This window comes from Amycolatopsis sp. NPDC004378, assembly GCF_053602455.1.
On sequence record NZ_JBSGDR010000009.1, the window covers coordinates 12583 to 39090 of the forward strand.

The window sequence follows — 26508 nt, forward strand, 5'->3', positions numbered from 1 at the left end:
GAATTCGCTGCCGCAGGTCAGGGCGTGGAACGCCCGGGGAAAAACAGTGAGAACGCACGGTCCCACCGAGCGGTTCCCGGCCGGGGTCGCACCGCATTTCGGAAGATGCTCGTGACGAGCGGACTCTGGGACAGTTACTCACCGTACGAACCGACCTCGAAGTCACAACGCCTTGTGCGTCTGGCCTTTGTGATCCCTCGGTTGGCCGGCGGCTTTGATGGAGAGAGGATGATGAATAGTGACCGGTAACGGCGCGCCGCCCTTGGCCGGGCGGCGGGAGTGGTGGGGGCTGGCGGTGCTCGCCCTCCCCACGATGTTGACGATGATGGACATCAACGTCCTGTTCCTCGCGCTCCCGCACCTGAGCGCTGACCTGGGCGCGAGCAGCACCGAGCAGCTGTGGATCACCGACATCTACGGCTTCCTGATCGCCGGGTTCCTGGTGACCATGGGTACGCTCGGTGACCGGATCGGCAGGCGGAAGGTCCTGGTGACCGGCGCCACGGCCTTCGGCATCCTTTCGGCGGTCGCGGCCTTCTCGACCAACCCCGAAATGCTGATCATCATCCGGGCCCTGCTCGGCATCGCGGGTGCGACGATCATGCCGTCGACGCTCGCGTTGATCATGGGCATGTTCCAGCACCCCAAGCAGATGGGTGCCGCGATCGGTGTCTGGGCCACCTCGATGATGGCCGGTATCGCCCTCGGTCCGGTGGTCGGCGGCCTGCTGCTGGCCTCGTTCTGGTGGGGCTCGGTGTTCCTGCTCGCGGTGCCGATCATGGTGCTGGTGCTGGTGTTCGGGCCGATCCTGCTGCCCGAGTTCAAGAACCCGAACGCGGGCAAGCTCGACCTGGTGAGCGTGGCGCTGTCGCTGCTGGCGATCCTGCCGTTCATCTGGGGCCTCAAGGAGGTCGTCCGCTCCGGCTGGGCGGTCGCCCCGGTCCTGGTGGCCGTCGCCGGCATCGTGTTCGGCATCGTGTTCGTGGTCCGGCAGCGCAAGCTGGCGAACCCGCTGCTCGACGTGCGGCTGTTCGCGATCAAGGCCGTCTCCGGCGGTCTGGTCCTCGGCCTGCTGTTCGCCGCGATCCAGGGCGGCACGGGCTTGCTGGTGACCCAGCACCTGCAGGAGGTGGAGGGCTTCTCGGCCCTGAAGTCCGCGCTCCTGCTGCTGATCCCGGCCGTGATCATGGTGATCGGCATCCAGGCGACCAACCCGCTGTCGATGAAGGTCAAGCCCGGCGTCATCCTGATCGTCGGCATGCTCATCGCCGCGGTCGGCATGCTGGTGCTGAGCCTGTACGACACGACGTCGGGTGTGGCCGTGCTGATCCTCGGCTCGAGCATCATCTTCCTCGGCGGCAGCCCGATCGGCGTCCTGGTCAACAAGGTCGTCATGGGCTCGGCCCCGCCGGAGAAGATGGGGTCGGCGGCTTCGCTGCAGTCGACCGGTGGCGAGCTGGGCGTCGCGCTCGGCATCGCCGCGCTGGGCAGCATCGCGACGGCGGCCTACCACAGCCACCTGACCGTGCCGGCCGGCGTCACCGGCTCCGCCGCGGACGCCACCCGCGAGAGCATCACCAGCGCGGTCCAGGCGGCGGGTACGCAGCCGCCGAACGTCGCGCAGGACCTGCTTTCCGCGGCGGGCAACGCGTTCACCAGTGCCCTGAACACCACCGCCGGCATCTGCGCGGTCGTGTTCGTGGCCCTGGCCGCGCTGGCCTTCGTCACCCTCCGGCACATCCCGGTCCCGCCGGCGCCCCCCACGGGCCCGCCGCCGGAGGCCGCGCCGGAAGGTGCCGCGGAGGGCGAAACCTCCGCGGAGGCGGCCCAGGCCTGACGGCCTGGAAAACCCTTGATCCGGCCGGATCGCGCGAGCGGTCCGGCCGGATCGTCCCGTGAACGAGTCGTGCGGAGGAGTCCCGATGGAGCCCATGATCAACGTCATGCAGCCGGCGCTGGGCGAGCAGGAGCTCGCGGCGGTCCGGGAGGTGTTCGAGAGCAACTGGATCGGCCGCGGCGCCCGCACGCAGCAGTTCGAGTCGGCTTTCGCGCGGCACATCGGCGTCGACCCCGAGCACGTGACGTCGACGAACTCCTGCACCGAGGCGACGTTCATCGCGATGGAGCTCCTCGGCATCGGGCCGGGCGACGAAGTGGTGCTGCCGACGCCGAGCTTCGTCGGCGCGGGCAACGCGATCGCCTCGCGCGGCGCCGTCCCGGTGTTCTGCGACGTCGACGAAGCCACGCTGAACCCGCGCGTGGAGGACGTCGAGGCGGTCCTGACCGCCCGCACGAAAGCCGTGCTGATCCTGCACTACGGCGGCTACCCCGGTGAGGTGGCGCGGATCGCGCAGCTGTGCCGGGACCGCGGCATCCCCCTGATCGAGGACGCCGCCGTCGCCATCGCCTCCACTGTGGACGGACAGAGCTGCGGCACCTTCGGCGACATCGGCGTGTGGAGCTTCGACCACGGCAAGATCGTGGTCACTGTCGACGGCGGGATGCTGTGCGTGCGCGACCCGGAGCTGGCCGCCCGCGCGCCCAAGATCGCCTACCTCGGGATGGAGCAGCGCAGCGGGTACGACCAGGCGATGCGCGCCCAGACGCGCTGGTGGGACTTCGACGTGACGTCCTTTTCCCGCCGCTCCACGACGAACGACGTGCTCGCCGCGATCGGCACCGTCCAGCTGAGCCGGCTGGGCGAGTTCATCGACCGCCGCCGCGAAGTCGCGCTCGCCTACGACGCCGGCTTGGCGGACGTGCCCGGCCTGCGCGTGCCCCCGCCCCTCCCGGCGGGCCACACGTCGTCGTACTACATGTACTGGCTCCAGTTCGAGGGCGGCATCCGCGACCAGGTGGCCCGCGACCTGTACGAGCTCGGCGTCTACACGACGTTCCGCTACCCGCTGCTGCACCAGGTGCCGGCGTACGGCTCGTCCGCGGTCCTCCCGGGCGCCGAAGCGGCGTCGGCGAAGACCCTGCTGCTGCCGATGCACCAGTCGCTGTCCGACGCGGACGTCGACCGCGTGATCTCGGCCGTGCGGCAGTGCACGGGCCGGCGGATCCGCGTCGCGCGCGCGGCCTGACCGTTTCCCGAAAGCCCGCAGCGGGGAAGACGGCGGGGCGGCGCCGGCCTGGCACCGTTGTCGGTAAGCGTCCGGCGTCCAGTGAGGATGATGGTGATGAAGGCTGCGGTGATTCCCGGGGTCAACGAGGAGTGGGAGCTGCGGGAGGTGCCGACCCCCGAGCCCGGCCCGGCCGACGTGCTGATCCGCGTTCGCGCGTCCGGCATCTGCTCGAACGACGTCCTGGTGACGAAGGGGATGCTGCCGTTCCCGGCGTTCGACCCGGCGATCCCCGGGCACGAGCCGGTCGGTGAGGTGGTGGCCGTCGGCGACGCGGTCACCAGCCGCCAGGTCGGCGACGTCGTCGGCACCACCTGGATCCGCGGCACCTGCGGCAGCTGCGACTACTGCCGCCTCGGCCTGCCGCTGTCGGCCCGCGCCGCCTTCGCTTGCGCGGCACCGGTTTCGACCGGGTTCACCGTCCAAGGTGGACAGGCGGAGTACATCGTCGTCGCCGCCGACCAGACCGTGGTCATCCCCGACCACCTGTCCCCGGAGCTCGCCGTCCCGGTGCTGTGCGCGGGGTACACGAGCTGGAGCGCGCTGCGGACGGCCGACCCGAAGCCGGGCGAGCGCGTCGCGGTGGTGGGCATCGGCGGCCTGGGGCACCTCGCGGTCCAGTACGCCCGGGCGTGCGGCTTCGACACGATCGCGGTGACGAGCTCGCCGGAGAAGCACGACCTCGCCCGTGAGCTGGGTGCGGGCACGGTCGTCTCGAACGGCGAGGAGCTGCGCGCTGCGGGCGGCGCCGACGTGGTGCTCGTGACGGGCACGTCGTACCGCGCGGCCGCGGACGCGATGACGGGCCTGAACGTCAACGGCCGCCTGGTGCTGGCCGGCATCGACGTCACCGAGCCGTTCACGCTGCCGCCGATGCTGCCGTTCTTCGGGCTGGGCCAGCAGATCCTCGGCGCGACCCACAACGGGACCGAGTACCTGCGCGAGGCGCTGGACCTGGTGGCGGCGGGCAAGGTGAAGCCGCTGGTGGAGACGTTCGCGGCCGAAGACGTCGCCGAAGCCGTCCGGAAGGTCGGCAAGGGCGAGGTGCGGTTCCGCGCCGTCGTCACCTACTGAAACGGCGCCCGGGGGCTGTTGTGCGGATCCTGTTCACGACGGTGGCCCTGCCGGGTCACTTCTTCCCGCTGGTCCCGCTGGCCTGGGCCTGCCGCGCGGCGGGGCACGAGGTGCTGGTGCTGAGCGCCGAGCACTTCGTCCCGACGGTGCTGGGCTCGGGCCTGCCGGGCACGTCGTCGGGCCCGGCGGAGCGGTTCGCCGACCTGGTCGCCGACGACCGGCCGAGCGAAGGCCTGGCGGAGCAGCGCACGGCGCACGGCCGGGTGTTCGGCCGCATGGCGGCCCGCGCCCTGCCGGGCACGTCGGTGGCGATGCGCGCGTGGCGCCCGGACGTGGTGGTCAGCGAGCGCGCGGAGTTCGCCGGCCCGGTCGCGGCGTGGAGCCTGGGCATCCCGCAGGTGGAGCTGCACTGGGGGGTGGCGGCGCTGCCGGAGTACCGCTGGGGCGCGGCGACGGAGCTGTCGGTCCAGCTGGCCGCCCGCGGCCTGGACGTGCTCCCGAGACCGACGGCGACGCTCAACCCGTGGCCCCCCTCGCTGCGCCTCCCGCACGCGGCGGCCCACACGGGCATCCGCCCCCTGGCGTACAACGGCGAGGCCCGGGTGCCGGACTGGGTCCTGCGGCGCCGGCGCAAGCCGAGGGTGTGCCTGACGCTGGGCACGGTGGTGCCCCGAACGGGCCGCAGCCAGGTGGCGGAGAGCGTGGCCGACATCGTGGGCGCGCTGTCGGACCTGGACGTGGAGGTGGTGGTGGCGGTGGACGACCGGATCGCGGCGGGCTGGCCCCCGTTGCCGGCGGCGGTCCGCCACGTGGGCCGCATGCCACTGTCCCCGGTATTCGCAACCTGCGACGCGGTAATCCACCACGGCGGCCAGGGAACAGCGCTGACGGCGATCGAGGCGGCATTGCCCCAGGTAGTCCTCCCGGTGTTCGACGACCAGTTCGACAACGGCGAGTCGGTGGCCCGCGCCGGAGCGGGCATCAGGCTCCTGCCGGACGAGATCGCCCCATCGGCGATCGCGGACCGCTGCGCGCGAATCCTGGACGGCCCGGGCTACCGCCACGCGGCGGCGACGCTGGCAGCGGAGCTGGCGGCCCAGCCGACCCCCGCTGAGGTGGCGGAGGGCCTGGCCGCGCTGGTGGCCGAGGGAGCCGCGGAGGCGGCTTGAGGGTGCGGTGCCGGCCCGGGGCGCTGCCGAGGCGGCTTGAGGGTGCGGTACTTGGCCCGGGGCGCTGCCGAGGCGGCGTGACGGCCCGTTGGCGGCCAAGGACCTGCTTGACGCGGCCTGAGGGCGCATTCGTGGCCGAGGGCTGCGGCTTGAGGGCACATCGGTGGCCGAGGAGTTGCCGAAGCGGCGCGAGGGTGCCTTGGCGGCCGAGGGAGCTGCCGCGGCGCGCGAGGGTGCGTTGGTGGCCGAGGACCTGCCGAAGCGGCGCGAAGGTGCCTTGGCGGCCGAGGGGAGCTGCCTTGGCGGCCGAGGGGAGTTGCCTGGGCGGCCCGAGGGTGCGTTGGTGGCCGAGGCGGGTGAGGCTTCAGCGAAGCCAGGCGGTGATGCGCTCGAAGGCCTCGCGTTCATGCCGGCTGAGCGGCGGCGAAAGCCGCAGATCAGGATGCCGCACGGGCGCAAGGAACCGGGGAGCCGCGAACGGCCCGGGCCCGGTGAGCCCGTTCAGCAGGTAGCCGCTGTGGCTGAAGCCGGCCGTCCGCTCGACGGCGTGCAGCAGCCTCTTCCCCATCGAATCCGACACGGAAAGTTCCTCCACCTTCACCGGCCCGGGCGGGCCGTGTTCTTCCATGATGCTGTTTCCGGGCGGGGAATACCACCTTGGGGTGGTCCGAGCAGGTTTCTTCGGTCTGTGGGCGGAAGAGAGCAATCTGGAAGATGCACGCGTGCCGGATGTGAGGTAAAGGCCGCGCTCGGCGGGCGTGGTGGCCTGGCTGCGGTTGGTCCCGGCGCATTTGCCGCGCCGCCACGCTGCGGCCCTGGCACCGCCGCGTACGCGACAGGCTCACGGCACTCAAGGGCCGTGTTCGCCGACCCGTGACGCGGCGCTGAGATCATTGGCGCACGCGGGGCTCCGGCTCGCGTCGCGTCGAGTGCGCCGTTCCGGTGTGCCTGGGGCCAACCCAGGGTGCGGCTGCATGGGGTGCCGAGATCATCGGCGCGCGGGTGCCTTCGGTGGTGTGCTTGCCGCCTGCGAGCTACTGCCCGCACCGCTCAAAGCGCCGACGGGCGGTCCCTTCCAGGGAGCCGTGCGAGCTGTGTTGGCCGGCGTACGAGGCTCGCGACACAGACACGCCAGACCGACGCCTCGGGTGGACAAGCCGCGTCCCCCGAAAGTGGTCGCCAGGCCGTCCGGGGGAGCACCATCCAAAGAGGATCGTGTCGCGTCAGGCGGCCTCCGGTGTGGACGGTTGCGGAGTGTCGCTCGCCGGTTGTGCCTCCGATGTGGACGGTGGGGTACTGGGGGTCGGCGGGGTGGGCTCCGGTGGACCGGGCACGGGTGGTGGTCCGGCGCGCGTGGCCAGATAGTGGAGCTTCCTCAGGTGGCGCTGGACGAGGCCGGCGCGTCGGGCTTCGGTGAAGATTGCCCGGGCGGCCTTGTTCGTTCGCCGGCGGTGGTGGCGGGATGGGGGTTCGGGCTCCGGCATGGTGGGTCCTCCGCGCGGGGTACGCCGGACGGGTCGGCGTGTCGGGTTGACGGGATCATTGCTCGGTGTGACGGCTCGGTTGCGGGGGAGCACGATGGGCGGATTCGCCGTCCGGGTAACAAGATTGTCTCGGAAAAGGTCCGGACAAGGTGTGGTTGCGCCACTCGGCCGCTTGCGGGGCACGGCTTCCGGGCTCCGGCGCCGCAGAGAGTCGTGGACGGAGACCGTCCACTGTGGGGCGAGGTGGCGGCGGAAAGGACGTCGGAGCGTGGGGTCGATCACGTGGCCGGGATGAGCCGTGCGCAGCTGCGCACGGCGTCTCCCCTGGTGGCGCCCCCGGCAGGACTCGAACCTGCGACCTAGAGATTAGAAGGCTCTTGCTCTGTCCAGCTGAGCTACGAGGGCCCGCGCCGACGGCCTGCTGCCGATCGAGCCGGTCGCCCGGCATCGGCAGCTTAGTCGTCACCAACCTCTCGATCGTTCGACACCGGCGAATCGTTTCAGGTCTCGTCCGAGGAATTCGGCGACGAGGTGCTGACCACGTCCCCGACCGCCGACGGCCTTGATCGTCAACCCCGGCGGGGGAGGGTGGTGTGGATCTCCCTCGCCAGCCTGATCCCGCTCGGCCGGGTTCCGTGGTGGACGGACGAGGTGGCTGAGCCCCGCCGCGCAGGGCGGGTGTGCTGGTCGCGGGCCGAGCTGGGGTAAGGCGCTTGGAGGTGCGACCTGGAGACGGAAGGCTCTCGAGATTTGGGACGCCCTGGCTGGAGCCCGGCCCAAGACGCGCCGTAAGCCTCGGTGTCGACTGCCCGGGCAGGAGGACCAGTGACGAGGCCTGCGCCCCAGGAGCGCGGCGGCCCGGCGTGTTCAGTGCCGACGGAGCCAGGCCGACGAAGTCCAGCCCCCGATGCCCAGACGGGGAGGCTCGGCCTGCGAGGCTGGCCGGTGAGGCTCGGCCTGCGTGGTGCGGCCCGCGAGGCCCGGCCGATCAGGCCTGGCCTGCGCGGGCCCAGCCCGGAAGCCTGGCCCACGCAGCCACGCAGCCACGCAGCCACGCAGCCACGCAGCCACGCAGCCGCGGAGCCACGCAGCCACGCAGCCGCGGAGCCACGCAGCCGCGGAGCCACGCAGCCGCGGAGCCACGCAGCCACGGAGCCGCCCAGCCACGCGGCCGCCCAGCCACGCAGCGACGGAGCCACGCGGCCACGCAGCTCACGGAGCCCGTGAAGGGGCCCGTGGGCGCGCCACGCCGCAGAGGCGCGCCCACGGGTGGGGCCGCTGTCGGGGTAGCGGCCCCTGACGGGCCCGGCCGCCGCCGCGAGCCGGCTCTTCCCCTGGGGAGCGGTCGGCGGGTTCGGGCCCAGCTCGTGGCGTTACTCCCAGATCTGGATCCCGCGGACCAGGAACGGTGCGTTCGGGACGAACGTGCCGCCACCCGGGTAGGTGACGAAATCTCCCTCGGTCGAGCATTCGTCGTCCTGGTACACCGTGACGTCGCGGGTCATCAGATTCTCGAATGACGAACCGGCGAATCCCTCGGACAGGGGAATGCATTCCCCCGGATTTGCGGTGCGCAGGTCGAACCGCTGGACCTCGCCGCCGTAGTCGTTCGCCGCCCAAACGCAGAACTCGCCCTTCTGGCACCCTGGCTCGGCCTGGGCGTTCGCGGTTCCGGCGCTGGTCAGGAGGCCCAGGGTGGCCAGGATCAGCAGGTACGGGAGACGGCGTGAAGACATCGTGGATTTCCCCTCTGGAATCGCGGCTTTCGGGCCGCGGTGAACTGGTGATTCCAGATTGGCGGGCGGTGGGGGATTTGTCAGCGGGCAATTTCGGATCTGTGGACAGTTGGCCGCCCGGGAACCGGTTGTCCACAGATCCGCGAACGGTCTTGCGGGTCGGCGGACGCGGTGCTAGGCGGGCCCGGTGCTGCCCCGCACCACCAGGGAGACCGGCACCTCGGCCGGCTCCGGCACCGGGTCGCCGTTCAGCAGGCCCAGCACCAGTTCGCCCGCGATCCGGCCCTTGGCCGCGAGGTCCTGGCGAACCGTGGTCAACGGCGGCGACGACCACGCGGCGGGCGGGCTGTCGTCGAAGCCGACCACCGAAAGCTCGTCCGGCACGCCGATCCCGAGCTGTGCCGCCGCGGCGAGGACCGCCAGGGCGAGCTGGTCGGACATGCACAGCACCGCCGTCGGCCGCGGGGACCGCCCGAGCAGCGCGAACGCCCCCGCCATCGCGCTCTCCGCGCTGAGCCCGGCCGCCTCCTCGACCGCCGCCGGCGCCGAGCCCAGCGCCGAGACGTACCCGGCCAGCCGCTCCCGGGTGTCGTGGAACGCGGCCTGCGCCGCCGAGGTGGCCGAAAGACTGCCCCCACCAGGCGTGACCCGGCTGCACGCGGCGAAGATCCCGAACCGCCGGTGGCCGAGCGAAACGAGGTGCCGGGCGGCCAGCGCCGCTCCGAGCCGGTCCTGGCACCCGATCCGCGCCGCGCCGGGCAGCAGCGGCTGGTCGACGACCACGAGCGGCAATCCCCGCGCGCGTACCGCGTCCAGTGCCGGAGCGCCGTCGGCCAGCGAATACGCGACCGCGATGTCGGCCTGCGCGGCCAGCACGCGCGCCGCGGGCGGCCCACCCGAAGGACCGCCCGGCAGGAGCAGCAACGCGTGCCCGTGCGGGTCGACGACCCGGGCCAGCGCGTCCAGCGTCAGGGACAACGCCGGGTCGGAGAACGCCGTCGACAGCGATGTGTCCAGCAGGACCGCGATCGCCCCGGTCCGGCTGGTGGCGAGGCTCCGCGCGGTCGGGTCCGGGCCCGCGTAGCCGAGTTCGGAGGCCACTCGCAGGACCTCTTCGCGCAGCTGGGCGGAGAGCTGGTCAGGCCGGTTGTACGCGTTCGAGACGGTGGCCCGGGAGACGCCGACGGCTCCGGCCACGTCGTCGAGCGTGGGACGGCGGCGCCGGGTCATCCGCGCAGTCTAGCCACGACCCGGTGGACTTTCTGAAGCGCTTCAGTCACCCTGGTGACCACGAAAGGGGGAAACAATGCGGCTCGCGGTGTTCACGGTGTTCGCCCTCAACGGCCTCGCGCTGGGCTCCTGGGCTTCACGCACGCCCGCGCTCGTCGCCCAGGTGCACGCCTCACCCGGCGTCTTCGGCCTCGCTCTGCTGGGCGCCAGCGTCGGGATGCTCGCCGCCGCATCGGTGTCCGGGCGGCTCATCGAGCGGGCCGGTGCCCGCGCGGTCGTCGCCGGGAGCACCCTGCTCGCCGCGGTTTCCCTGATCCTGATCGGCTTCGCGCCGACCGTGCCGCTGCTGGCCGGTGCGCTGTTCGTGATCGGCGTGAGCGTCGGGATGCTCGACGTCGCCATGAACGTCGCCGCGGTGGCCGTCGAACGCCGGGTGGCCCGGCCGATCATGCCGGAGTTCCACGCGGGGTTCAGCTTCGGCGCCCTCGCCGGTTCGCTGGCCGCGGGGCTCGCCGCCGGCCACGGCTGGTCGCCGGGGCGCCACCTGACCGTGGCCGCCGTCGTCGCGGTCGTGGTGCTGCTGCTCGTCGTCCGCGCGGTCCCCGGCAGCCGTCCCGAGCACACCGAAGATGCCGCGCCGAGCCGGGCGCCGATCCGACGGCCGGTGCTGTGGCTGCTCGCCGCGGTCGCGCTCTGCTCGGCGATCGCCGAGGGCGCGTCCTCGGACTGGTCCGCGCTGCTGATGACGGCCGAGCGCGGCGTCGGCGAGGGCTACGCGGCCCTGGCCTTCGCCGGTTTCCAGCTGGTCATGGCCCTGACCCGGCTCGCGGGCTCGTGGGCGCAACGCCGCTTCGGCCCCACCCGCTGCCTGGCCGCGGGTTCGGTGCTGGCGGCGGCCGGGTTGCTCGCCGCGGCCGCGATCCCGGTCGCCGCCGTCGGTTACGCCGGTTTCGCGCTCGCCGGCGCCGGTCTCGCCGCGTCGTTCCCGCTCGCCCTCAGCCTCGCCGGCGACGCCGGCAAACGTGGCGACGGCACCGGCGGCGAGCGCGAGATCGGCTTCGTCACGGCCATCGCCTACACCGGGTTCCTGGGCGGCCCGCCGATCATCGGCGGCATCGCGCAGGTGACGGACTACGGCGTCGCGTTCGGCTTCGTCGCGTGCGTGGCCGCGCTGATCCTGCCCGCCGCCCTCGGCGCCCGCCGCGCCCGGCTCCGCGAGGAAGCCGCGTTGACAGTCGAATCGTGACGAACCCCCGGGATCCGAACCCCGGGGTACGCGTCTCTTCCTGTGCGGCCCCTACAGCCGAAGCCCCGATTGACAGTGCGGAAGCACGCGGGGCAAGCTGAGCACGTCGTTAGCTGAAATGAATACGCCGACGTTACGGTTTCAGGTGGGCTGGTCAGGGTAGGGGCCTTGACCCGGGGAGGACGTCGTGAGGGTTGTGCTGCTCGGCGGCGCGGGGGCGCTCGCCGGCGGAAGCGGGCGGTTCGGGCCGGGCCTCTCGCTGGTCCAGGGTGCAGTGCCCCGGCTCGTGCTCGTGCCGGTCGCGTTCCGGCTCGCGCTGTTCCTGCAGGCGGTCTGGGCTTCGGACGCGCTCGGCGCGCCGGCCCTCGGGATCGCGGTGGTGTTCTACCTCGTGCCGAACCTCCTCGAGGTCGCCTGGGTCTTCTGCCGCACCACCGGCATCCGCGCGGTGCTCACCGCCGACACCGCGTACACGGTCGCCACGAGCCTCGCCGCGGCGGCGTTCGCGGCGCACGTGCCCGGCCTGCTCGCGCTGACCTGGCCGAACATCATGGGCACGGTCATGGTCTGGACGCTGCTGCGCGGCGCCCCGGCCGGGGCGGTGGCGATCGTCGGCGCCGTGCTCCTGCGCTACGGCGTCGCGGCGGTGTCGGGCACCGCGGCACCCGCGACGTGGATCGTGCTCGCCCTGGTCGCGGCGGCCGTGACGGCCCTGGCGATCGTGCTGCTGGTCGCCGGTTCGATGCGGTTCGCGCTCGGGCTGGGGGAGCAGCGCGGCCGGGCCGCGGAACGGGAACGGCACCGCCGCGACGTCCACGACACGGTGCTGCAGGTGATGGAGTCGCTCGCCCTCCCGGCGCCGCGGGACGCGCTCGACCCGGTCGGCAGCCTCGACCAGGTCCGCCGCATCGCCCGCGCGCACGCCCTGCGCCTGCGGCTGAGCCTCGACGGGGACGCGCCCGCCGAGCCGGGCGGCCTCGAACACCGCCTCGGCGCGTTGGCCGTCGAGATGACCGCGGAGGGCCTTCGCGTCGACCTCGTGACGCTTGCGAAGCCCAGCGAAGTCCCCGAAAGCCTCGTAAACGCCCTGCACGACGCAGCCCGCGAAGCGCTGCGAAACACGCTGAAGCACGCGAAGACGTCGAGAGCCGTTATGTGTCTCGAAGAGCGCGAAGGCGTCGTCACGGTCTCCGTGCGCGACCACGGGACCGGCTTCGACGTCGCCGCGCACGCCAAGGGGTTCGGCATCGAGAACTCGATCCACGCGCGGATGGCCGAGATCGGGGGCGGGGCGAGGATCGACTCGGCGCCCGGCCAGGGCACCCGCGTCGTGCTGACCGTGCCGTCAGAGCTGCGTTTCCCCGTCGGGTGAGTCCCGCCACTGCGCGAACGGGCGGTCCAGCGACCACTTGCCGTCGGACTCGGACAGGACCCGGTATTCGCAGGTCGCCGGGTTGGACAGGGATTCGAACAGCTCGATGCTCCAGCCGAAGAGCCGACGGCACAGCAGCCGCAGCGTGAGCCCGTGCGAGACGATCAGCACCGTCTCGGGGTGACTTTCGTCGCGCAGCCTCAGGTCCGCGAGGAACGCGGCGACGCGGTCGTCGACGTCCGCGCCCGACTCACCGAAGGGCAGCCGGTAGAAGAAGTGCCCGAACTCGTTGCGCCGCGCCTTCTGGATCTCCTGGTCGGCCGGGTCCTGGAGGTTGCCCCAGTCCTGTTCGCGCAGCCGAGGCTCCTGCAGCAGCCGCTCGCAGGAGGCCTCGATGTCCAGCAGCCGCAACGTCTCCCGCGTGCGCAGGTACGGGCTGACGTACACGGCCGGCCGCGCGCCGTCGAGCAGCGTGGCGATTTCGGGCGCCACCGCGAGGGCCTCCCGGCGGCCCTTCTCGGTGAGCGGCAGGGCGTGATCCGGGATCCGCGTGTAGGCGAGCTCGTCGACGTTGCCGAGCGACTCGGCGTGCCGCAGCAGGATCATCTTCACGCTCCCATCCTGCCCGTCACGCGGGTGTAACCCGGCCGGGGCATACGCTCAGGGGCGTGTCCGAGCAGTCCGTGACCAGAACCGACGTCCCTTCGCAGCGCCGGGCCAGCGTGCTGCCCCTGATCTCGGTCGGCGTGCTGCTGGCCGCGGTCGTCGCGATCGGGCTGATCGCGCTCACCGGCGGCGCCGGGTACGTCATCGCCGGCCTGCCGGACCCGGGGCTGGTGACCAAGTACGGCATCACCGTCATGCGCGTGCTGTCCGAAGCCGCGTCCGTGATCTGCGTCGGCTCGCTGCTGCTGGCCGCGTTCCTGGTGCCGCCGCAGAAGTCGGGCACGCTCGGCCCCGAGGGCTACGGCGCCCTTCGCGCGGCCGGCGTCGCCGCCTGGGTGTGGTTCGGCGCGGCCCTGCTCTCGGTCGCCTTCACCGCCGCCGACACCGCCGGGAAGCCGTTCGGCGAGGTACTGGACCCGCAGACGCTGCTCGACCTCGTCGGCGCCATCGAACAGCCGAAGGCCTGGCTGTGGACGGCGCTGATCGCGATCCTCGTCGCGCTCGGCTGCCGGCTCGCGCTGACCTGGGGCTGGACGGCGGTGCTGTTCTTCCTGGCCGTCGGCGGGCTGGTGCCGGTCGCGGTCACCGGGCACTCGGCCAGCGGCGGCTCGCACGACGTCGCGACGAACAGCCTCCTGTTCCACCTGGTCGCCGCGTCGCTCTGGGTCGGCGGCCTGATCGCCGTGCTGGCACTGGGCTACCGGCGCGGCGCCCACCTGAGCCTGGCCGCGCAGCGGTTCTCGAGGCTGGCCCTGGTCTGCTGGATCGTGATGGCGATCTCCGGCGTGATCAACGCGCTGGTCCGGATCGGCCTGAACGACCTCTTCACGACCGACTACGGCCTCCTCGTCGTCGCCAAGACGGTCGCGCTGCTCCTGCTCGGGGTCTTCGGCCACCAGCAGCGGCAGAAGGGCGTCAAGGACCTCGTCGACGGCCGCGGCGGCGCGCAGCTGCTGCGCCTGGCCGCGGTCGAGATCCTGATCATGTTCGTCACCATCGGGATCGCGTCCGGCCTGGCCCGGACGCCGCCACCGGCGGACGCGGTCACCCAGCCGTCCACGACCGAGCTGCTGATCGGCTACAACCTCGACGGGCCGCCGACGGTCTGGCGGCTGCTCTTCGACACCCGCTTCGACCTCGTCTACGGCACGCTCGCGCTCGTCCTCGGCGGGCTGTACCTCGCCGGGGTCCGGCGGCTGCTGCGCCGCGGCGACACCTGGCCCGTCGGCCGGACGATCTCCTGGATCGTCGGTTGCGTCGTGCTGCTGATCGCGACGTCGTCGGGCATCGGCCGGTACGCGCCCGCGATGTTCAGCGTGCACATGGGCAACCACATGCTCCTGTCGATGGTGGCGCCGGTGCTGTTCGTGCTCGGCGGCCCGGTGACGCTCGCGCTGCGCGCCCTGCCGGCCGCGGGCAAGGAGGCCCCGCCGGGACCGCGCGAGTGGCTCGTCGCCGCCGTGCACTCCCCGGTGTCGCGGTTCCTCACGCACCCGGTGGTCGCGCTGCTGCTGTTCGTCGGCTCGTTCTACGCGCTGTACTTCTCGGGCCTGTTCGACAACGCGCTGAACTACCACTGGGCGCACCTGGCGATGAACGCGCACTTCCTGCTCGCCGGGTACGTCTTCTACTGGCCGGTGATCGGCGTCGACCCGGCGCCGCGGCGGATCCCGTACCTCGGCCGGCTCGGCATGATGTTCGCCGCGATGCCGTTCCACGCCTTCTTCGGCGTGATCCTGATGAGCAAGCAGACCGTGATCGGGCAGGCGTTCTACAGCCAGCTGCACCTGCCGTGGGTCACCGACCTGCTGGCCGACCAGCGGCTCGGCGGCGGCATCGCGTGGGCGTCCGGCGAGATCCCGGTGCTGCTGGTGCTGATCGCGCTGCTGGTGCAGTGGTCGCGCCAGGACGAGCGCGAGGCGAAGCGGCGGGACCGGCGCGAGGCGGTGACCGGCGACGAAGAGCTGAACGCCTACAACGCGATGCTGAAGAACCTCGCCGAGGGCAAGCGCGCCGACTGAGTCTCGACTTCCGGTAGAGGTTGACCCCCGTCCCGGATGCCGGGAAAACCGCGGTTTCGGTGTTCCCGCGGTGATCTCGGGCTGACTTTCGGTAGTCCGACGGTGACCGGCGTCAGGCCGCGATCAGGAGCGCTCTACGATCGTCGGTATGGCCGAGTTCATCTACACCATGAAGAAGGTGCGCAAGACCGTCGGGGACAAGGTCATCCTCGACGACGTCAGCACCGCGTTCTACCCCGGCGCCAAGATCGGCGTGGTGGGGCCGAACGGTGCCGGTAAGTCCACCGTGCTGAAGATCATGGCGGGGATCGAGCAGGCCAGCAACGGCGAAGCGTTCCTCCAGCCGGGCGCGAGCGTGGGCATCCTCATGCAGGAGCCGGAGCTCAACGAGGAGAAGACGGTCCGCGAGAACGTCGAAGAGGGCCTCGGCGAGGTCAAGGTCAAGCTCGACCGGTACAACGAGGTCCTCAAGCTCATGGAGACCGAGTACACCGAAGAGCTGATGGAGGAGATGGGGCAGCTCCAGGAGGAGCTGGACCACGCCGACGCCTGGGAGCTCGACTCGACCGTCGAGCAGGCCATGGACGCGCTGCGCTGCCCGCCGCCGGACGAAGGCGTCACGCACCTCTCCGGGGGTGAGCGCCGCCGCGTCGCGCTGTGCAAGCTGCTGCTGTCCGCGCCCGACCTGCTGCTGCTCGACGAGCCCACCAACCACCTGGACGCCGAGAGTGTCCTGTGGCTGGAGCAGTTCCTGGCCCGCTACGCCGGCGCCGTCCTCGCCGTCACCCACGACCGGTACTTCCTCGACAACGTGGCCCAGTGGATCATGGAGCTGGACCGCGGCCGCGTCGTCGGCTACGAAGGCAACTACTCGACGTACCTGGAGAAGAAGCGCGAGCGCCTCGAGGTCCAGGGCAAGAAGGACGCGAAGCTCGCGAAGCGCCTGAAGACCGAGCTCGACTGGGTCCGGTCCAACGCCAAGGCGCGCCAGACCAAGTCGCGTTCCCGCCTCGACCGCTACGAGGAGATGGCGGCGGAGGCGGACAAGCACCGCAAGCTCGACTTCGAAGAGATCCAGATCCCGCCGGGCCCGCGGCTGGGCAACGTCGTGGTCGAGGTCGAGAAGCTCAAGAAGGGCTTCGACGACCGCGTCCTCATCGACGGCCTGTCGTTCGACCTCCCGCGCAACGGCATCGTCGGCGTGATCGGCCCGAACGGCGTCGGCAAGACCACGCTGTTCAAGACGATCGTCGGGCTCGAAGAGCCGGACGACGGCGTGGTCAAGATCGGCGAGACGGTCAAACTGTCCTATGTGGACCAGAACCGTGGCGGGATCGACCCGAAGAAGACCGTCTGGCAGGTCGTCTCCGACGAGCTGGACTACATCCACGTCGGCCAGACCGAGATGCCGTCGCGCGCGTACGTCAGCGCGTTCGGCTTCAAGGGCCCGGACCAGCAGAAGCCGGCGGGCGTGCTCTCCGGTGGTGAGCGCAACCGGCTCAACCTGGCGCTGACGCTCAAGCAGGGCGGGAACCTGATCCTGCTCGACGAGCCGACGAACGACCTGGACGTCGAGACCCTGGGCTCGCTGGAGAACGCGCTGGAGCAGTTCCCCGGCTGCGCCGTCGTGATCTCCCACGACCGGTGGTTCCTCGACCGGGTCGCGACGCACATCCTGGCATGGGAAGGCACCGACGAAGACCCGGCCAAGTGGTTCTGGTTCGAGGGCAACTTCGAGGGGTACGAGAAGAACAAGGTGGAGCGGATGGGCGCCGAAGCGGCCCGCCCGCACCGTGTCACCCACCGCAAGCTGACCCGCGACTGAGGGGGCGGGTTTCCCCGTGGAAGCCAGCAAGCAGCACCGGACGGGCCCGCTCTCGCACGAGAGCGGGCGCTCCGTCAATGCCGGGGGAACCCTCTCCGCAGTCGGCCGGCTGATCGAGCGGGCGGACGCCCTGCACCTGCGCGCGCCCGAGCTCGCCCTGGTCCTCGGCGAGCGCGCCGCCGCGCTGTCCGAAGCCGCGGGCGCCGACGAACAGTGGATCCGCGCCGAGAGCCTGGTCGTGTCCGCGCGCGTCCGGCTCGGCGAGCGGCCGGGCACGGTCGGGCGCGCCGTCGCGGCGTTGCGCGCGGCCGAACACGCGGGCTACGGCGACATCGCCGCCCGGCTGCGCATCGACCTCGCCGTCTGCGCACGCAGCTTGGGCGTGCCGCTGACCGGGCTCGCCGCGCTGCGGCCGGTCCTCACGGACCCGGTCGTTTCGCCGGTGCACCGAGCCGCCGCGTTGACGCACCTGGTCGGCTGCCTCGGCCTGCTCGGGCGCAAGGCGGAGCTGGACCGCGTGCTCGTCGAGGCGGACAAGCTCGTGCTCGGCGACGAGTCCCTGGGCGCCGACACCCAGCTTCTGGTGCGGGCGCTGCTGCGCGTCGGCACGGCCGCGCACCGGCGCCGCCACGGCGATCTGACGGCGGCGGCCGACGCCGCCCGGACTGGCCTGGGCTTCCTGGAGAAGCTCGACAACCCGGCCGACGACGGCGGCCTCGTCCGGATCCGGCTGGTCCTGCTGCTGGTCAGCACCCTGCTCGACCGCGGCGACACCGAAATGGCGTACGAGATCGCCGAGCCGGTGCTGGCCGAGCCCGTGCGGGCGGCGGGCATCGCCCCGGCGGGCTGGCTGCGACTGGCCGTCGCGACGCGGATCCACCTGCCCGCCGGCTCCGGCGAAGCGGCGATCGAGCTGGTCCGCGAAGCCGTCGCGAGCACGGACCGGCACGGCATGTCGGCCGTCACCGCCCGGCTGTGGCTGGAGCTGGCGCAGCTGCAGGAGCGGTTCGGGCAGGCCGAGGAAGCGATCGCGTGCCTGTACCGCTCGCGGGCGGCCGAGCAGCTGCACGCGCGGGCCCGGCGGCAGGCGTGCAGCGTCCTGGCCGGCGAGTTCGGCACCGGGGAACCGGCGTCGGTCGATCTGGACGAGGTGCTGAAGGCGGTGCCGTCACGGCCGGTCCCGGTCGTCGCGGCCGAGCCGGTCGCGTCGCCGGCCTCGCCACCGGCTTCGCCGGCTTGGTCGTTCGGCCGCGAGGAAGCTCCGCAGCCGGCGGCCCCCGCGTGGTCGTTCGAGCGGCCGCGGGCGACGGCGGACGTCGCCGAGACCACGGTGATGCCAGCGGTGCGCGACGAGCCCGCGCCGCCCCGGCAGCCGCGCTCGGAACCGGTGGTGGTGGAGCGCCGCCCCGAGCGCCCCGCCGCGCGGCCGGAGCCGATCGAGGTGCGCTCGGAGCGGCGTGCGGAGCCGGAGTATCGCGCCGAGTCGGTTGGGCGGCGTTCGGAACCTGAGTACCAGCCGGAGTCGGTGCAGCGGCGTGCGGCGGACTCGGTCGAGCGGCGTGCCGAGCCGGAGTTCCGGGCCGAGTCGGGCAGGCGGCGCGCAGAGCCGGAGTTTCGGCCGGAGTCGGTTGGGCGGCGTGCGGAGCCGGAGTTTCGGTCGGAGTCGGTCGGGGGGCGTGCGGAGCCCGAGTTTCGGTCGGAGTCGGCGGAACGGCTTGCGGAGCCGGAGCCCGGGGGCCGACGGCGTGCGGCGCCCGAGCCTGCCGAGGAGCGTCGGAACGCGGCGCTCGAACCGATCGAGGTGCGGTCGGAACGGCGCGCGGAGCCGGTGGGGAAGCGGCGTGCGGCGGCTGAGCCGATCGAGGTGCGGTCGGGGCGGCCTGCCGAGCCGGATTTCCGGCCGGAGCCGGTCGAGGTGGGCTCCGAACCCGCGGAACGGCGCGAGCCAGAGATGCGTTCGGGGCGGTCTGGCGAGCCGGAGCGGCCCGTGGCGAGTGCGCCGGTGCCCGGCGAAAGCGGGAAGACCAAGTTCTCCTGGGCGGCGCTCGCCGAAGCGCGGCTGAAGGAGACCGCCGCCGAACGGGAGTCGGCGCCCACGCGTGTCACGCCCGCTTTGCCGCTCGCACCCGAGCCCGCCGCCGAGCGGGACGACCGGCCGCAGCCGTCGACCCGGCACGACTCCGAGCACGGCTCGGTGGCCGCGCGGTCGGTGCTCGACCGGCTCGGGATTTCATCGTCCGGGGGCAGCGGGGGCGGTGGCCGTCGCCGCGCGGAGGACACCGACGCGGAGGGCCCCGCCGCCGAAAGCCCGCGCCGTGACCGTCCCGAGCCCGAGCTGGCCCCGCCGCCGCGGCCGGAGGACGAGCCGCTGGACTACCGCGACGAAGCCGAACCCTGGCTGCCGCGGCTGCGGATGCCGCCGTCGCTGGAGCCGATGGAGGACTTCGGGCACTGGACGCCCGCGACGGCGCCCTTCCCCGAGAGCTACGCCCGCGCCATCGCCGAGGACGAGCCCCCGCCGGACGCGGGGCTCGCCGACCTCCTCGCCCGCGCGCTCGCCGAGCACCAGGCCGGAACCGCGAGCGCGGCCGCGCTGGTCAAGCAGCTGGGCTCACAGGACACCGGCCGCCGCAACGGCCACGGCCGCAACGGCCACGGCGCCGAAGTTTCGGACTCCCGCCGCCACGGCTCAGGCGACTGACGCGTACCGCCCCGGTCCGGCCGCCGCCCGAACGCGACGCTCGGCTGGCCGTGTAGTTCGCCCCCGCGCGGTGCCCGTTCGCGACGCCCCGCGGGTGCGGTCCACGCCGCGCGGCGCCCGTTCGCGACGCTTCGCCTGCGGTGCGGTCCACGCCGCGTGGTGCCCGTTCGCGAAGCCTCGCCCGCGGTGCGGTCCACTCCGCCAAGCGCTCGTTCGCGACGCTCGGCTGGCCGCGCGGTTCGCTCCATCCGGTGCCTGACGGCGACGCTTGGCCAGCGGGTGTTTCGCCCCGCCCGGAGCCCGTTCGCGGCGCCCGTCGGCCAGGCGGTCCACTCCACCCGGCGCCCATCGGCGGCGCTCTGCCGGTGGCGTCGTGCGCCCGCTCGCGACGCCCCACCGGCCGCCCAGTTCACTCCACCCGGCACCCGATCGCCGAGACGTCGGGCGCCGTCGCCGACCTGCCGGGCGTCCGGCCGCAGTGGGATCCGTCGCAGTCTGGTGTCGCCGACCGGCCGACAGGCTTCGCCGAGCGGCTCGACCGGCGATCAACTGAACCGATCATGTTGGCCTCACGTCGCACAACGCCCGCGGCGGGAGGCTGGTCAGCGCCGTGCGGGCGGCTCGAACACAACCCGTCAGTAGCTTGACCGATCACGCGAATCCGCTGGCCCGGAAGGGTTTTCGGGCTTTAGTGAACCTCCGGGTCTTCATGTGTTCCCCGACCGCGGCGCATTAGTGTGGGGTGGTCCGGTTCATCGCCGAACCGGCACGGTGCCACCTCACGCATACTGGAGAGTTGCCTCAAATGAGCTCGACCGGAGTCTCGTCCCTACCCGGAACCGGAGCCGACGCCGAACCCGAATTCGGCCAGCGTTCCCCGGCCAGCCCGGAGCAGATCAGGGACGACCTGATCGACGCCGCCGCCGGCCTGGCGCCGGAGATCGGGGAGCTCATCCGGCTCTACTACCGGCACATCCCGGCCGAGGAGATCGTCGGCGACGAGCCCGTCAACCTGGTGGGCGCGGTGCGCTCGCACCTGCAGCTCGCCAAGTCCCGCATGCCCGGCCGCCCGGCCGTGCGGCTGCTGAACCCCACCGTCGCCGAAGACGGCTGGGCCCGCGAAGCCACCGTCGTGCAGGTCGTCACCGACGACATGCCGTACCTGGTCGACTCGATCGCCGCCGAGTTCGCCCGCGACGGCGTGCAGGTGCAGCGGATCGTCCACCCGATCGTCGTGGTCAGCCGCGACCTGACCGGGGAGCTCCAGGAGGTCCACCCGGACGCCGACCCGGCCGACCCGCCCGCGAACTCGGCCGCCGAGTCGTGGATGTACATCGAGATCGACTTCGTCACCGACCCGAACCGCGCGCGCGAGCTCGACAACCGGCTGTCCAGCGTGCTGGGCGACGTCCGCGAGGTCGTCGAAGACGCCGAGAAGATGGCCCAGACGGCGTGCCAGCTCGCGAGCGAGCTGGAGACCGACCCGCCGAAGCTGCCCGAAGCCGAGGTCGCCGAGGGTGCGCGGCTGCTGCGCTGGCTGGCCGACGGCCACTTCACCTTCCTCGGCTACCGACGCTACGAGCTGATCGACAACCCGCACCCGGACTCGGACGAGCCGGCGCTGCGCGCGGTCCTCGCGTCCGGCCTGGGCGTGCTGCGCCAGGACAGCCTCGCCGCCCGCGGCCTCACCGCCGGCCCGGACACCGCCGCCACCGCGCTCGCGCCGTCGCTGCTGGTGCTGACGCAGGCGAGCGCGCCCTCGACCGTGCACCGGCCGGTCTACCCGTACTACGTCGGCGTGAAGACCTTCGACGCCGACGGCAAGGTCACCGGCGAGCACCGCTTCCTCGGCATGTTCACCACGACCGCGCTGCACGAGAACGTGCTCGACATCCCGGTGGTGTGCAACCGGGTCCGCGAGGTCATCCACCGCGCCGGCTTCCCCATGGAGTCCTTCTCCGGCCAGCGGATGCTCGAGGTGCTGCAGAACTGGCCGCGCGCGGACCTGTTCTCCGCCGACACCGATTCGCTGTACTCGACGACGACGGGCGCGATCACGCTGTCCGACCGGCGGCGGCTGCGCCTGTTCCTGCGCCGCGACCCGTACGGCCGCTTCTACTCCTGCCTCGTCTACCTCCCGCAGGACCGTTACACGACGCGCTCGCGGCTGGCGATGCAGGAGGTGCTGCTCGAAGAGCTCGAAGGCACCCAGCTGGAATACAGCGCCCGGATCGGCGAAACCGTGCTGGCGCAGGTGCACTTCATGGTGCACACCGACCCGTCGCGGCGGCTGGAGCCGGACACCCAGCGGATCCAGGAACGGCTCAACAGCGCCGTCCGCAGCTGGGACGACCGGATGGTCGAAGCGGTGCTGGACGAGCGCCGGGAGCGGTCCGACGGCGGCGTCGCCGTGGGTGTCCTCGGCGAGGAGTCGGCGACCGAGCAGGGGCAGCGCTTCGCGAGCGTCTTCCCCGAGGGCTACAAGGAGGACTTCTCGGCCGAAGAGGCGCTGGCCGACCTCCGCGCGCTCGACTCGCTGACCGACGAGGGCGACCTCGCGCTGTCGTTCTACCTGCCCGCCGGCGCCGAGCCGGGCGAGCGCCGCTTCAAGCTGTACCTGCGCGGTGAGGGCGTAACGCTGTCGAAGGTGCTCCCGGTGCTGCAGGCCATGGGCGTCGAGGTGGTCGACGAGCGCCCGTACGAGCTGCACCGCGAGGACGGCGGTGCCTGCTGGATCTACGACTTCGGCCTGCGCATCGCGCAGAAGATGCTCGACGAGGCCGACGAGCACGCGATTTCCCAGCTGCGCCAGCGGTTCCAGGACGCCTTCGAGGCCGCCTGGCGCGGTGACGCCGAGGTGGACGGGCTCAACGGCCTGGTCCTGCGGGCCGGGCTGACCTGGCGCCAGGCGGCCGTGCTGCGCGCGTACTCGCGCTACCTGCGCCAGGCCGGCAGCGCGTTCTCCCAGGACTACATCCAGAACACGCTGCTCAAGCACACCCAGGTCGCGACGAAGCTGCTGCGGCTGTTCGAAGCCCGCTTCGACCCGCAGCTGGGCGACACCGACCGCGAGGCGGCCACCGAGGCGCTGGCCGGCGAGCTGAGCGCGATGATCGACGAGGTCACCAGCCTCGACGAAGACCGGATCCTGCGCCGGCTGATGGCCGTCATCCAGGCGACGCTGCGGACGAACTACCACGTCACCGACGCCGACGGGAACCCGAAGACGTACCTGGCGATCAAGCTCGACCCGAGCGGCGTGCCGGACCTGCCCGAGCCGCGGCCGCGGTTCGAGATCTTCGTGTACTCGCCGCGCGTCGAGGGCGTGCACCTGCGCTTCGGCGAGGTCGCGCGCGGTGGCCTGCGCTGGTCGGACCGCCGGGAGGACTTCCGCACCGAGATCCTCGGCCTGGTCAAGGCGCAGGCGGTGAAGAACGCGGTGATCGTGCCGGTCGGCGCGAAGGGCGGCTTCGTCGTGAAGCGCCCGCCCATCCCGACCGGGGACGCGAGCATCGACCGCGACGCCCAGCTCAACGAGGGCATCGCCTGCTACCGCATGTTCATCTCCGGCCTGCTCGACCTGACCGACAACCGGATCGAGGGCAAGACGGTGCCCGCGCCGGGTGTCGTCCGGCACGACGCCGACGACTCGTACCTGGTCGTCGCGGCGGACAAGGGCACCGCGAAGTTCTCCGACATCGCCAACGAAATGTCGGCGAAGTACGGCTTCTGGCTCGGGGACGCCTTCGCCTCCGGTGGCTCGGTCGGCTACGACCACAAGGCCATGGGCATCACGGCGAAGGGCGCCTGGGAGAGCGTCAAGCGGCACTTCCGCGAGCTGGGCAAGGACACCCAGACCGAGGACTTCACGGTCGTCGGCATCGGCGACATGATGGGCGACGTCTTCGGCAACGGCATGCTGCTTTCGGAGCACATCCGGCTGGTCGCGGCGTTCAACCACATGCACGTCTTCCTCGACCCGAACCCGGACGCGGCGAGCTCGTTCGCCGAGCGCCGCCGGCTGTTCGACCTGCCGCGCAGCTCGTGGGACGACTACGACCGCTCCCTGATCAGCGAGGGCGGGGGGATCTACCCGCGCACCGCCAAGTCGATCCCGATCAGCCCGCAGGTCCGCGCGGCCCTCGGCCTGGACGAGGGGGTCACCGCGCTGGCGCCGATGGACCTGATCCAGGCGATCCTGCTGGCGCCGGTCGAGCTGCTGTGGAACGGCGGCATCGGCACGTACGTCAAGGCCGAGACCGAGTCCCACGCCGCCGCCGGCGACAAGGCCAACGACGCCATCCGCGTCGACGGCAAGCAGCTGCGGGTCAAGGTGTTCGGCGAAGGCGGCAACCTGGGCCTGACGCAGCTGGGCCGGATCGAGTTCGCCCGCAACGGCGGCAAGATCAACACCGACGCGCTGGACAACTCGGCCGGCGTCGACTGCTCCGACCACGAGGTCAACATCAAGATCCTGCTCGACCACCTGGTGCAGACCGGGAAGCTCGAGGAAGCCCAGCGCAACGAGCTGCTGGTGGAGATGACCGACGAGGTCGGCGCGCTGGTGCTCGACGACAACTACCGGCAGAACGCGGTCCTCGGCGTCAGCCGGGCGCACGCCGCGCCGATGGTGTCGGTGCACGCGCGCCAGGTGCAGGCGCTGGTGTCCGCGGGTGCCTTCGACCGCAAGCTCGAAGCGCTGCCGAGCAACTCCGAGTTCCGGGAGCTGGAGAAGGCGGGCAAGGGCCTCACCTCGCCCGAGCTCGCGACCCTGCTCGCGCACGTCAAGCTGGAGCTGAAGGACGAGCTGCTGGCCAGCGACCTGCCCGACTCGCAGGTGTTCGCCGGCCGGCTGTCGGAGTACTTCCCGAAGCCGCTGCGCGAGCGGTTCGCCCCCGCGATCGGCGAGCACCCGCTGCGCCGGCAGATCATCACCACGATGATCGCCAACGAGGTCGTCGACGGCGGCGGCATCTCCTTCGTCTACCGGCTGATGGAGGAGATGAACGCGACCGCGACCGACGCGGTGCGCGCGTACGCCGTGGTGACCCGGGTGTTCGACCTCCCGGCCCTGTGGGCGGAGATCGACGCGCTGGACAACGTCGTGTCCACCGACGTCGCCGACACCATGGTGCTGGAGACGCGGCGGCTGCTGGACCGGGCCGCGCGCTGGTTCCTCACCAACCGGCCGCAGCCGCTCGCGCCGCTGGCGGAGATCAACCGCTTCGGCCGGGTGCTCGGTGAGCTGGTCCCGAAGATCCACGACCTGCTGCGCGGCCGCGAAGCGGAGTCGGTGCAGAAGCACGTGGACGAGCTGATCGCGGCGAACGTGCCCGAGGAGCTCGCCCGCCGCGTCTCGCTGCTGCTGCACACTTACGGCCTGCTGGACGTCACCGAGGTCGCCGAGCTGGCCGAGCAGCAGATCGGCGTCGACGCGACGCACAGCCCGGCGGAGACGGCGGACCTGTACTACGCCCTCTCGGCGCACCTGGACGTCGACAAGATGCTCACCGAGATCAGCGCGCTCGAACGTGGCAACCGCTGGCACGCCCTCGCCCGGCTTTCGCTGCGCGACGACGTCTACGGCTCGCTGCGGGCGATCACGCTGGACGCGTTGCGGCACAGCGATCCCGGGTCCTCGGCGGACGCCAAGATCGCCCAGTGGGAAAAGACGAACGCCTCCCGGCTGCAGCGGGCGCGCGTCGCGCTGGACGAGATCACCAAGTCCGGCCGGCTCGACCTCGCGACGCTTTCCGTGGCGGCCCGGCAGATCCGGAGCACGGTGCGGTGACCTACGTTTCGCTGGTCCGTCCCCGCTGGACGGACATGGACGTCTACGGGCACATCAACCACGCGAAGATGGTGACGCTGCTCGAAGAGGCCCGCATCCCGCTGCTGTTCGCGGGCGCCGTCGAGGCCGGGCTCGAGGAGCTGCCGAAGGGCATCGTCGTCGTCCGGCTGGCGATCGCCTACAAGGCGCCGGTCGTGGTGTCCGGGCAGCAGCTCCGCGTCGAGATCGACCTGACCGACCTGAAGGCGGCGAGCTTCACGCTCGCCTACCGCGTCCACACCGGACCGGGCGAGCCGGACCCGGTGGCGGTCACCGCCGAGACCGTGCTGGCGCCGTACGACACGGTCGCGCTGCGGCCGCGTAGGCTCAGCGCGGCCGAGTCGGAGTTTCTGAAGCAGGGGTTCGCGGATGCCTGAGTTGTTCGTGCCGGACGCGGCGGACCGGGAGACCCTCGGTGCGTTCGTCGCCCGCGCGGTCCGGTTGGACGGCCAGACAGCCGTCCGGCTCCGGCAGCGCGGCGACGGCGTGGTCGAAGCCTGGACGGCGACGCCGTTCGAGTGCCTGGCGACGCGCGCGGTGGCCGGCGACGTCACGCCCGGCGACGTCACCGTGTCCGGCAACGAGCTGCTCGCGGCGCTGACCGTGGCGGGCGGGACCCGGATGGACCCGGGACCCGCGCGCGACCTGCTGTGGCACGGCGAGCTCCCGCCGCCCGGCCGCTGGCCGCTGGTCGACGAGCTGCCGGCGAACGTGGTGGCCGACCTGGCGGACCGGGGCGTCACGCTGGCCCGCGACAACGTCGGCCCGCACGGCACGCCGCCGGCGTCGCTGATGGACCAGGCGGTGCTGACGGTGAGCGGCGGTTCGCAGGAGGTCAAGGTCCAGATGCGCTGCCTGTTCGCGATGTCCGGCATGGGCTTCGTGGATTCGGACGTCGAAGGCGACGTCGTGCGCGTGACGGCGACGGACTCGTGGCTGCGCCTGGACGCCCGGTACGGCGCGATCGTCCGGCGCCGGCACGCGCTGCTGCCGCTGCTGTTCTGACGGATTCCTTACGACGGCGGCGCG

16 protein-coding genes and 1 tRNA gene are annotated in these 26508 nt (G+C 72.2%); 12 read left to right on the forward strand and 5 right to left on the reverse strand.

Annotated elements, in window-relative coordinates; genetic code table 11:
* Positions 1-238: 238 nt before the first annotated feature.
* The 4 genes from ACWEN0_RS25355 (at position 239) to ACWEN0_RS25370 (ending at position 5368) form a co-directional block, all read left to right on the forward strand.
* Positions 239-1837, forward strand: coding sequence for an MFS transporter (locus ACWEN0_RS25355; RefSeq protein ID WP_451978221.1), 1599 nt, complete (start codon positions 239-241; stop codon positions 1835-1837).
* A gap of 85 nt (positions 1838-1922) precedes the next feature.
* Positions 1923-3086 carry a DegT/DnrJ/EryC1/StrS family aminotransferase gene (locus ACWEN0_RS25360; protein ID WP_451978224.1) on the forward strand — a complete coding sequence of 388 codons (1164 nt, stop codon included), beginning with the start codon at positions 1923-1925 and terminating at the stop codon, positions 3084-3086.
* Positions 3087-3182: 96 nt separating this feature from the next.
* Entirely contained in the window at positions 3183-4199 is a 1017-nt protein-coding gene (locus ACWEN0_RS25365) for an alcohol dehydrogenase catalytic domain-containing protein (protein WP_451978227.1), read from the forward strand.
* A gap of 20 nt (positions 4200-4219) precedes the next feature.
* Positions 4220-5368 carry a nucleotide disphospho-sugar-binding domain-containing protein gene (locus ACWEN0_RS25370; RefSeq protein ID WP_451978230.1) on the forward strand — a complete coding sequence of 383 codons (1149 nt, stop codon included), beginning with the start codon at positions 4220-4222 and terminating at the stop codon, positions 5366-5368.
* A 364-nt stretch (positions 5369-5732) separates the two neighbouring features.
* On the opposite strand, the gene ACWEN0_RS25375 is transcribed toward ACWEN0_RS25370, so the two are convergent.
* From ACWEN0_RS25375 to ACWEN0_RS25390, 4 genes are all read right to left on the reverse strand, one after another.
* A complete protein-coding gene (locus tag ACWEN0_RS25375) occupies positions 5733-5948 on the reverse strand; it encodes a hypothetical protein (RefSeq protein ID WP_451978233.1) in 216 nt (71 codons plus the stop codon).
* Positions 5949-7180: 1232 nt separating this feature from the next.
* Positions 7181-7257 (reverse strand) — tRNA-Arg (locus ACWEN0_RS25380).
* Positions 7258-8225: 968 nt separating this feature from the next.
* Positions 8226-8588 carry a peptidase inhibitor family I36 protein gene (locus tag ACWEN0_RS25385; RefSeq protein ID WP_451978236.1) on the reverse strand — a complete coding sequence of 121 codons (363 nt, stop codon included), beginning with the start codon at positions 8586-8588 and terminating at the stop codon, positions 8226-8228.
* Positions 8589-8762: 174 nt separating this feature from the next.
* Positions 8763-9818: a LacI family DNA-binding transcriptional regulator gene (locus tag ACWEN0_RS25390; protein WP_451978239.1), complete on the reverse strand. Its 1056-nt coding sequence runs from the start codon at positions 9816-9818 to the stop codon at positions 8763-8765.
* Between the two features lie 76 nt (positions 9819-9894).
* Here ACWEN0_RS25390 and ACWEN0_RS25395 point away from each other — a divergent pair, with 76 nt between their 5' ends.
* Together ACWEN0_RS25395 and ACWEN0_RS25400 are read left to right on the forward strand one after the other, a co-directional pair.
* Complete coding sequence (locus tag ACWEN0_RS25395; RefSeq protein WP_451978242.1) at positions 9895-11064, forward strand: MFS transporter; 1170 nt, start codon at positions 9895-9897, stop codon at positions 11062-11064.
* Between the two features lie 196 nt (positions 11065-11260).
* On the forward strand, positions 11261-12436 hold the full coding sequence (locus ACWEN0_RS25400; RefSeq protein WP_451979013.1) for a sensor histidine kinase: 1176 nt from the start codon (positions 11261-11263) through the stop codon (positions 12434-12436).
* Here ACWEN0_RS25400 and ACWEN0_RS25405 read toward each other — a convergent pair.
* On the reverse strand, positions 12410-13048 hold the full coding sequence (locus tag ACWEN0_RS25405) for a phosphoglycerate mutase family protein (RefSeq protein ID WP_451978245.1): 639 nt from the start codon (positions 13046-13048) through the stop codon (positions 12410-12412). The two genes, ACWEN0_RS25400 and ACWEN0_RS25405, sit on opposite strands and share 27 nt — an antisense overlap.
* 56 nt (positions 13049-13104) lie before the next feature.
* Here ACWEN0_RS25405 and ACWEN0_RS25410 point away from each other — a divergent pair, with 56 nt between their 5' ends.
* From ACWEN0_RS25410 to ACWEN0_RS25435, 6 genes are all read left to right on the forward strand, one after another.
* A complete protein-coding gene (locus ACWEN0_RS25410; RefSeq protein WP_451978247.1) occupies positions 13105-15123 on the forward strand; it encodes a cytochrome c oxidase assembly protein in 2019 nt (672 codons plus the stop codon).
* A 148-nt stretch (positions 15124-15271) separates the two neighbouring features.
* Positions 15272-16948, forward strand: coding sequence for an energy-dependent translational throttle protein EttA (ettA, locus tag ACWEN0_RS25415; protein WP_451978250.1), 1677 nt, complete (start codon positions 15272-15274; stop codon positions 16946-16948).
* Positions 16949-16964: 16 nt separating this feature from the next.
* Positions 16965-19649, forward strand: coding sequence for a hypothetical protein (locus tag ACWEN0_RS25420; protein ID WP_451978253.1), 2685 nt, complete (start codon positions 16965-16967; stop codon positions 19647-19649).
* An 805-nt stretch (positions 19650-20454) separates the two neighbouring features.
* Positions 20455-25440 carry an NAD-glutamate dehydrogenase gene (locus tag ACWEN0_RS25425; protein WP_451978256.1) on the forward strand — a complete coding sequence of 1662 codons (4986 nt, stop codon included), beginning with the start codon at positions 20455-20457 and terminating at the stop codon, positions 25438-25440.
* Positions 25437-25856: an acyl-CoA thioesterase gene (locus ACWEN0_RS25430; RefSeq protein ID WP_451978259.1), complete on the forward strand. Its 420-nt coding sequence runs from the start codon at positions 25437-25439 to the stop codon at positions 25854-25856. The genes ACWEN0_RS25425 and ACWEN0_RS25430 overlap by 4 nt, the downstream gene beginning before the upstream one ends.
* A complete protein-coding gene (locus ACWEN0_RS25435; RefSeq protein ID WP_451978262.1) occupies positions 25849-26484 on the forward strand; it encodes a hypothetical protein in 636 nt (211 codons plus the stop codon). The genes ACWEN0_RS25430 and ACWEN0_RS25435 overlap by 8 nt, the downstream gene beginning before the upstream one ends.
* Positions 26485-26508 lie beyond the last annotated feature (24 nt).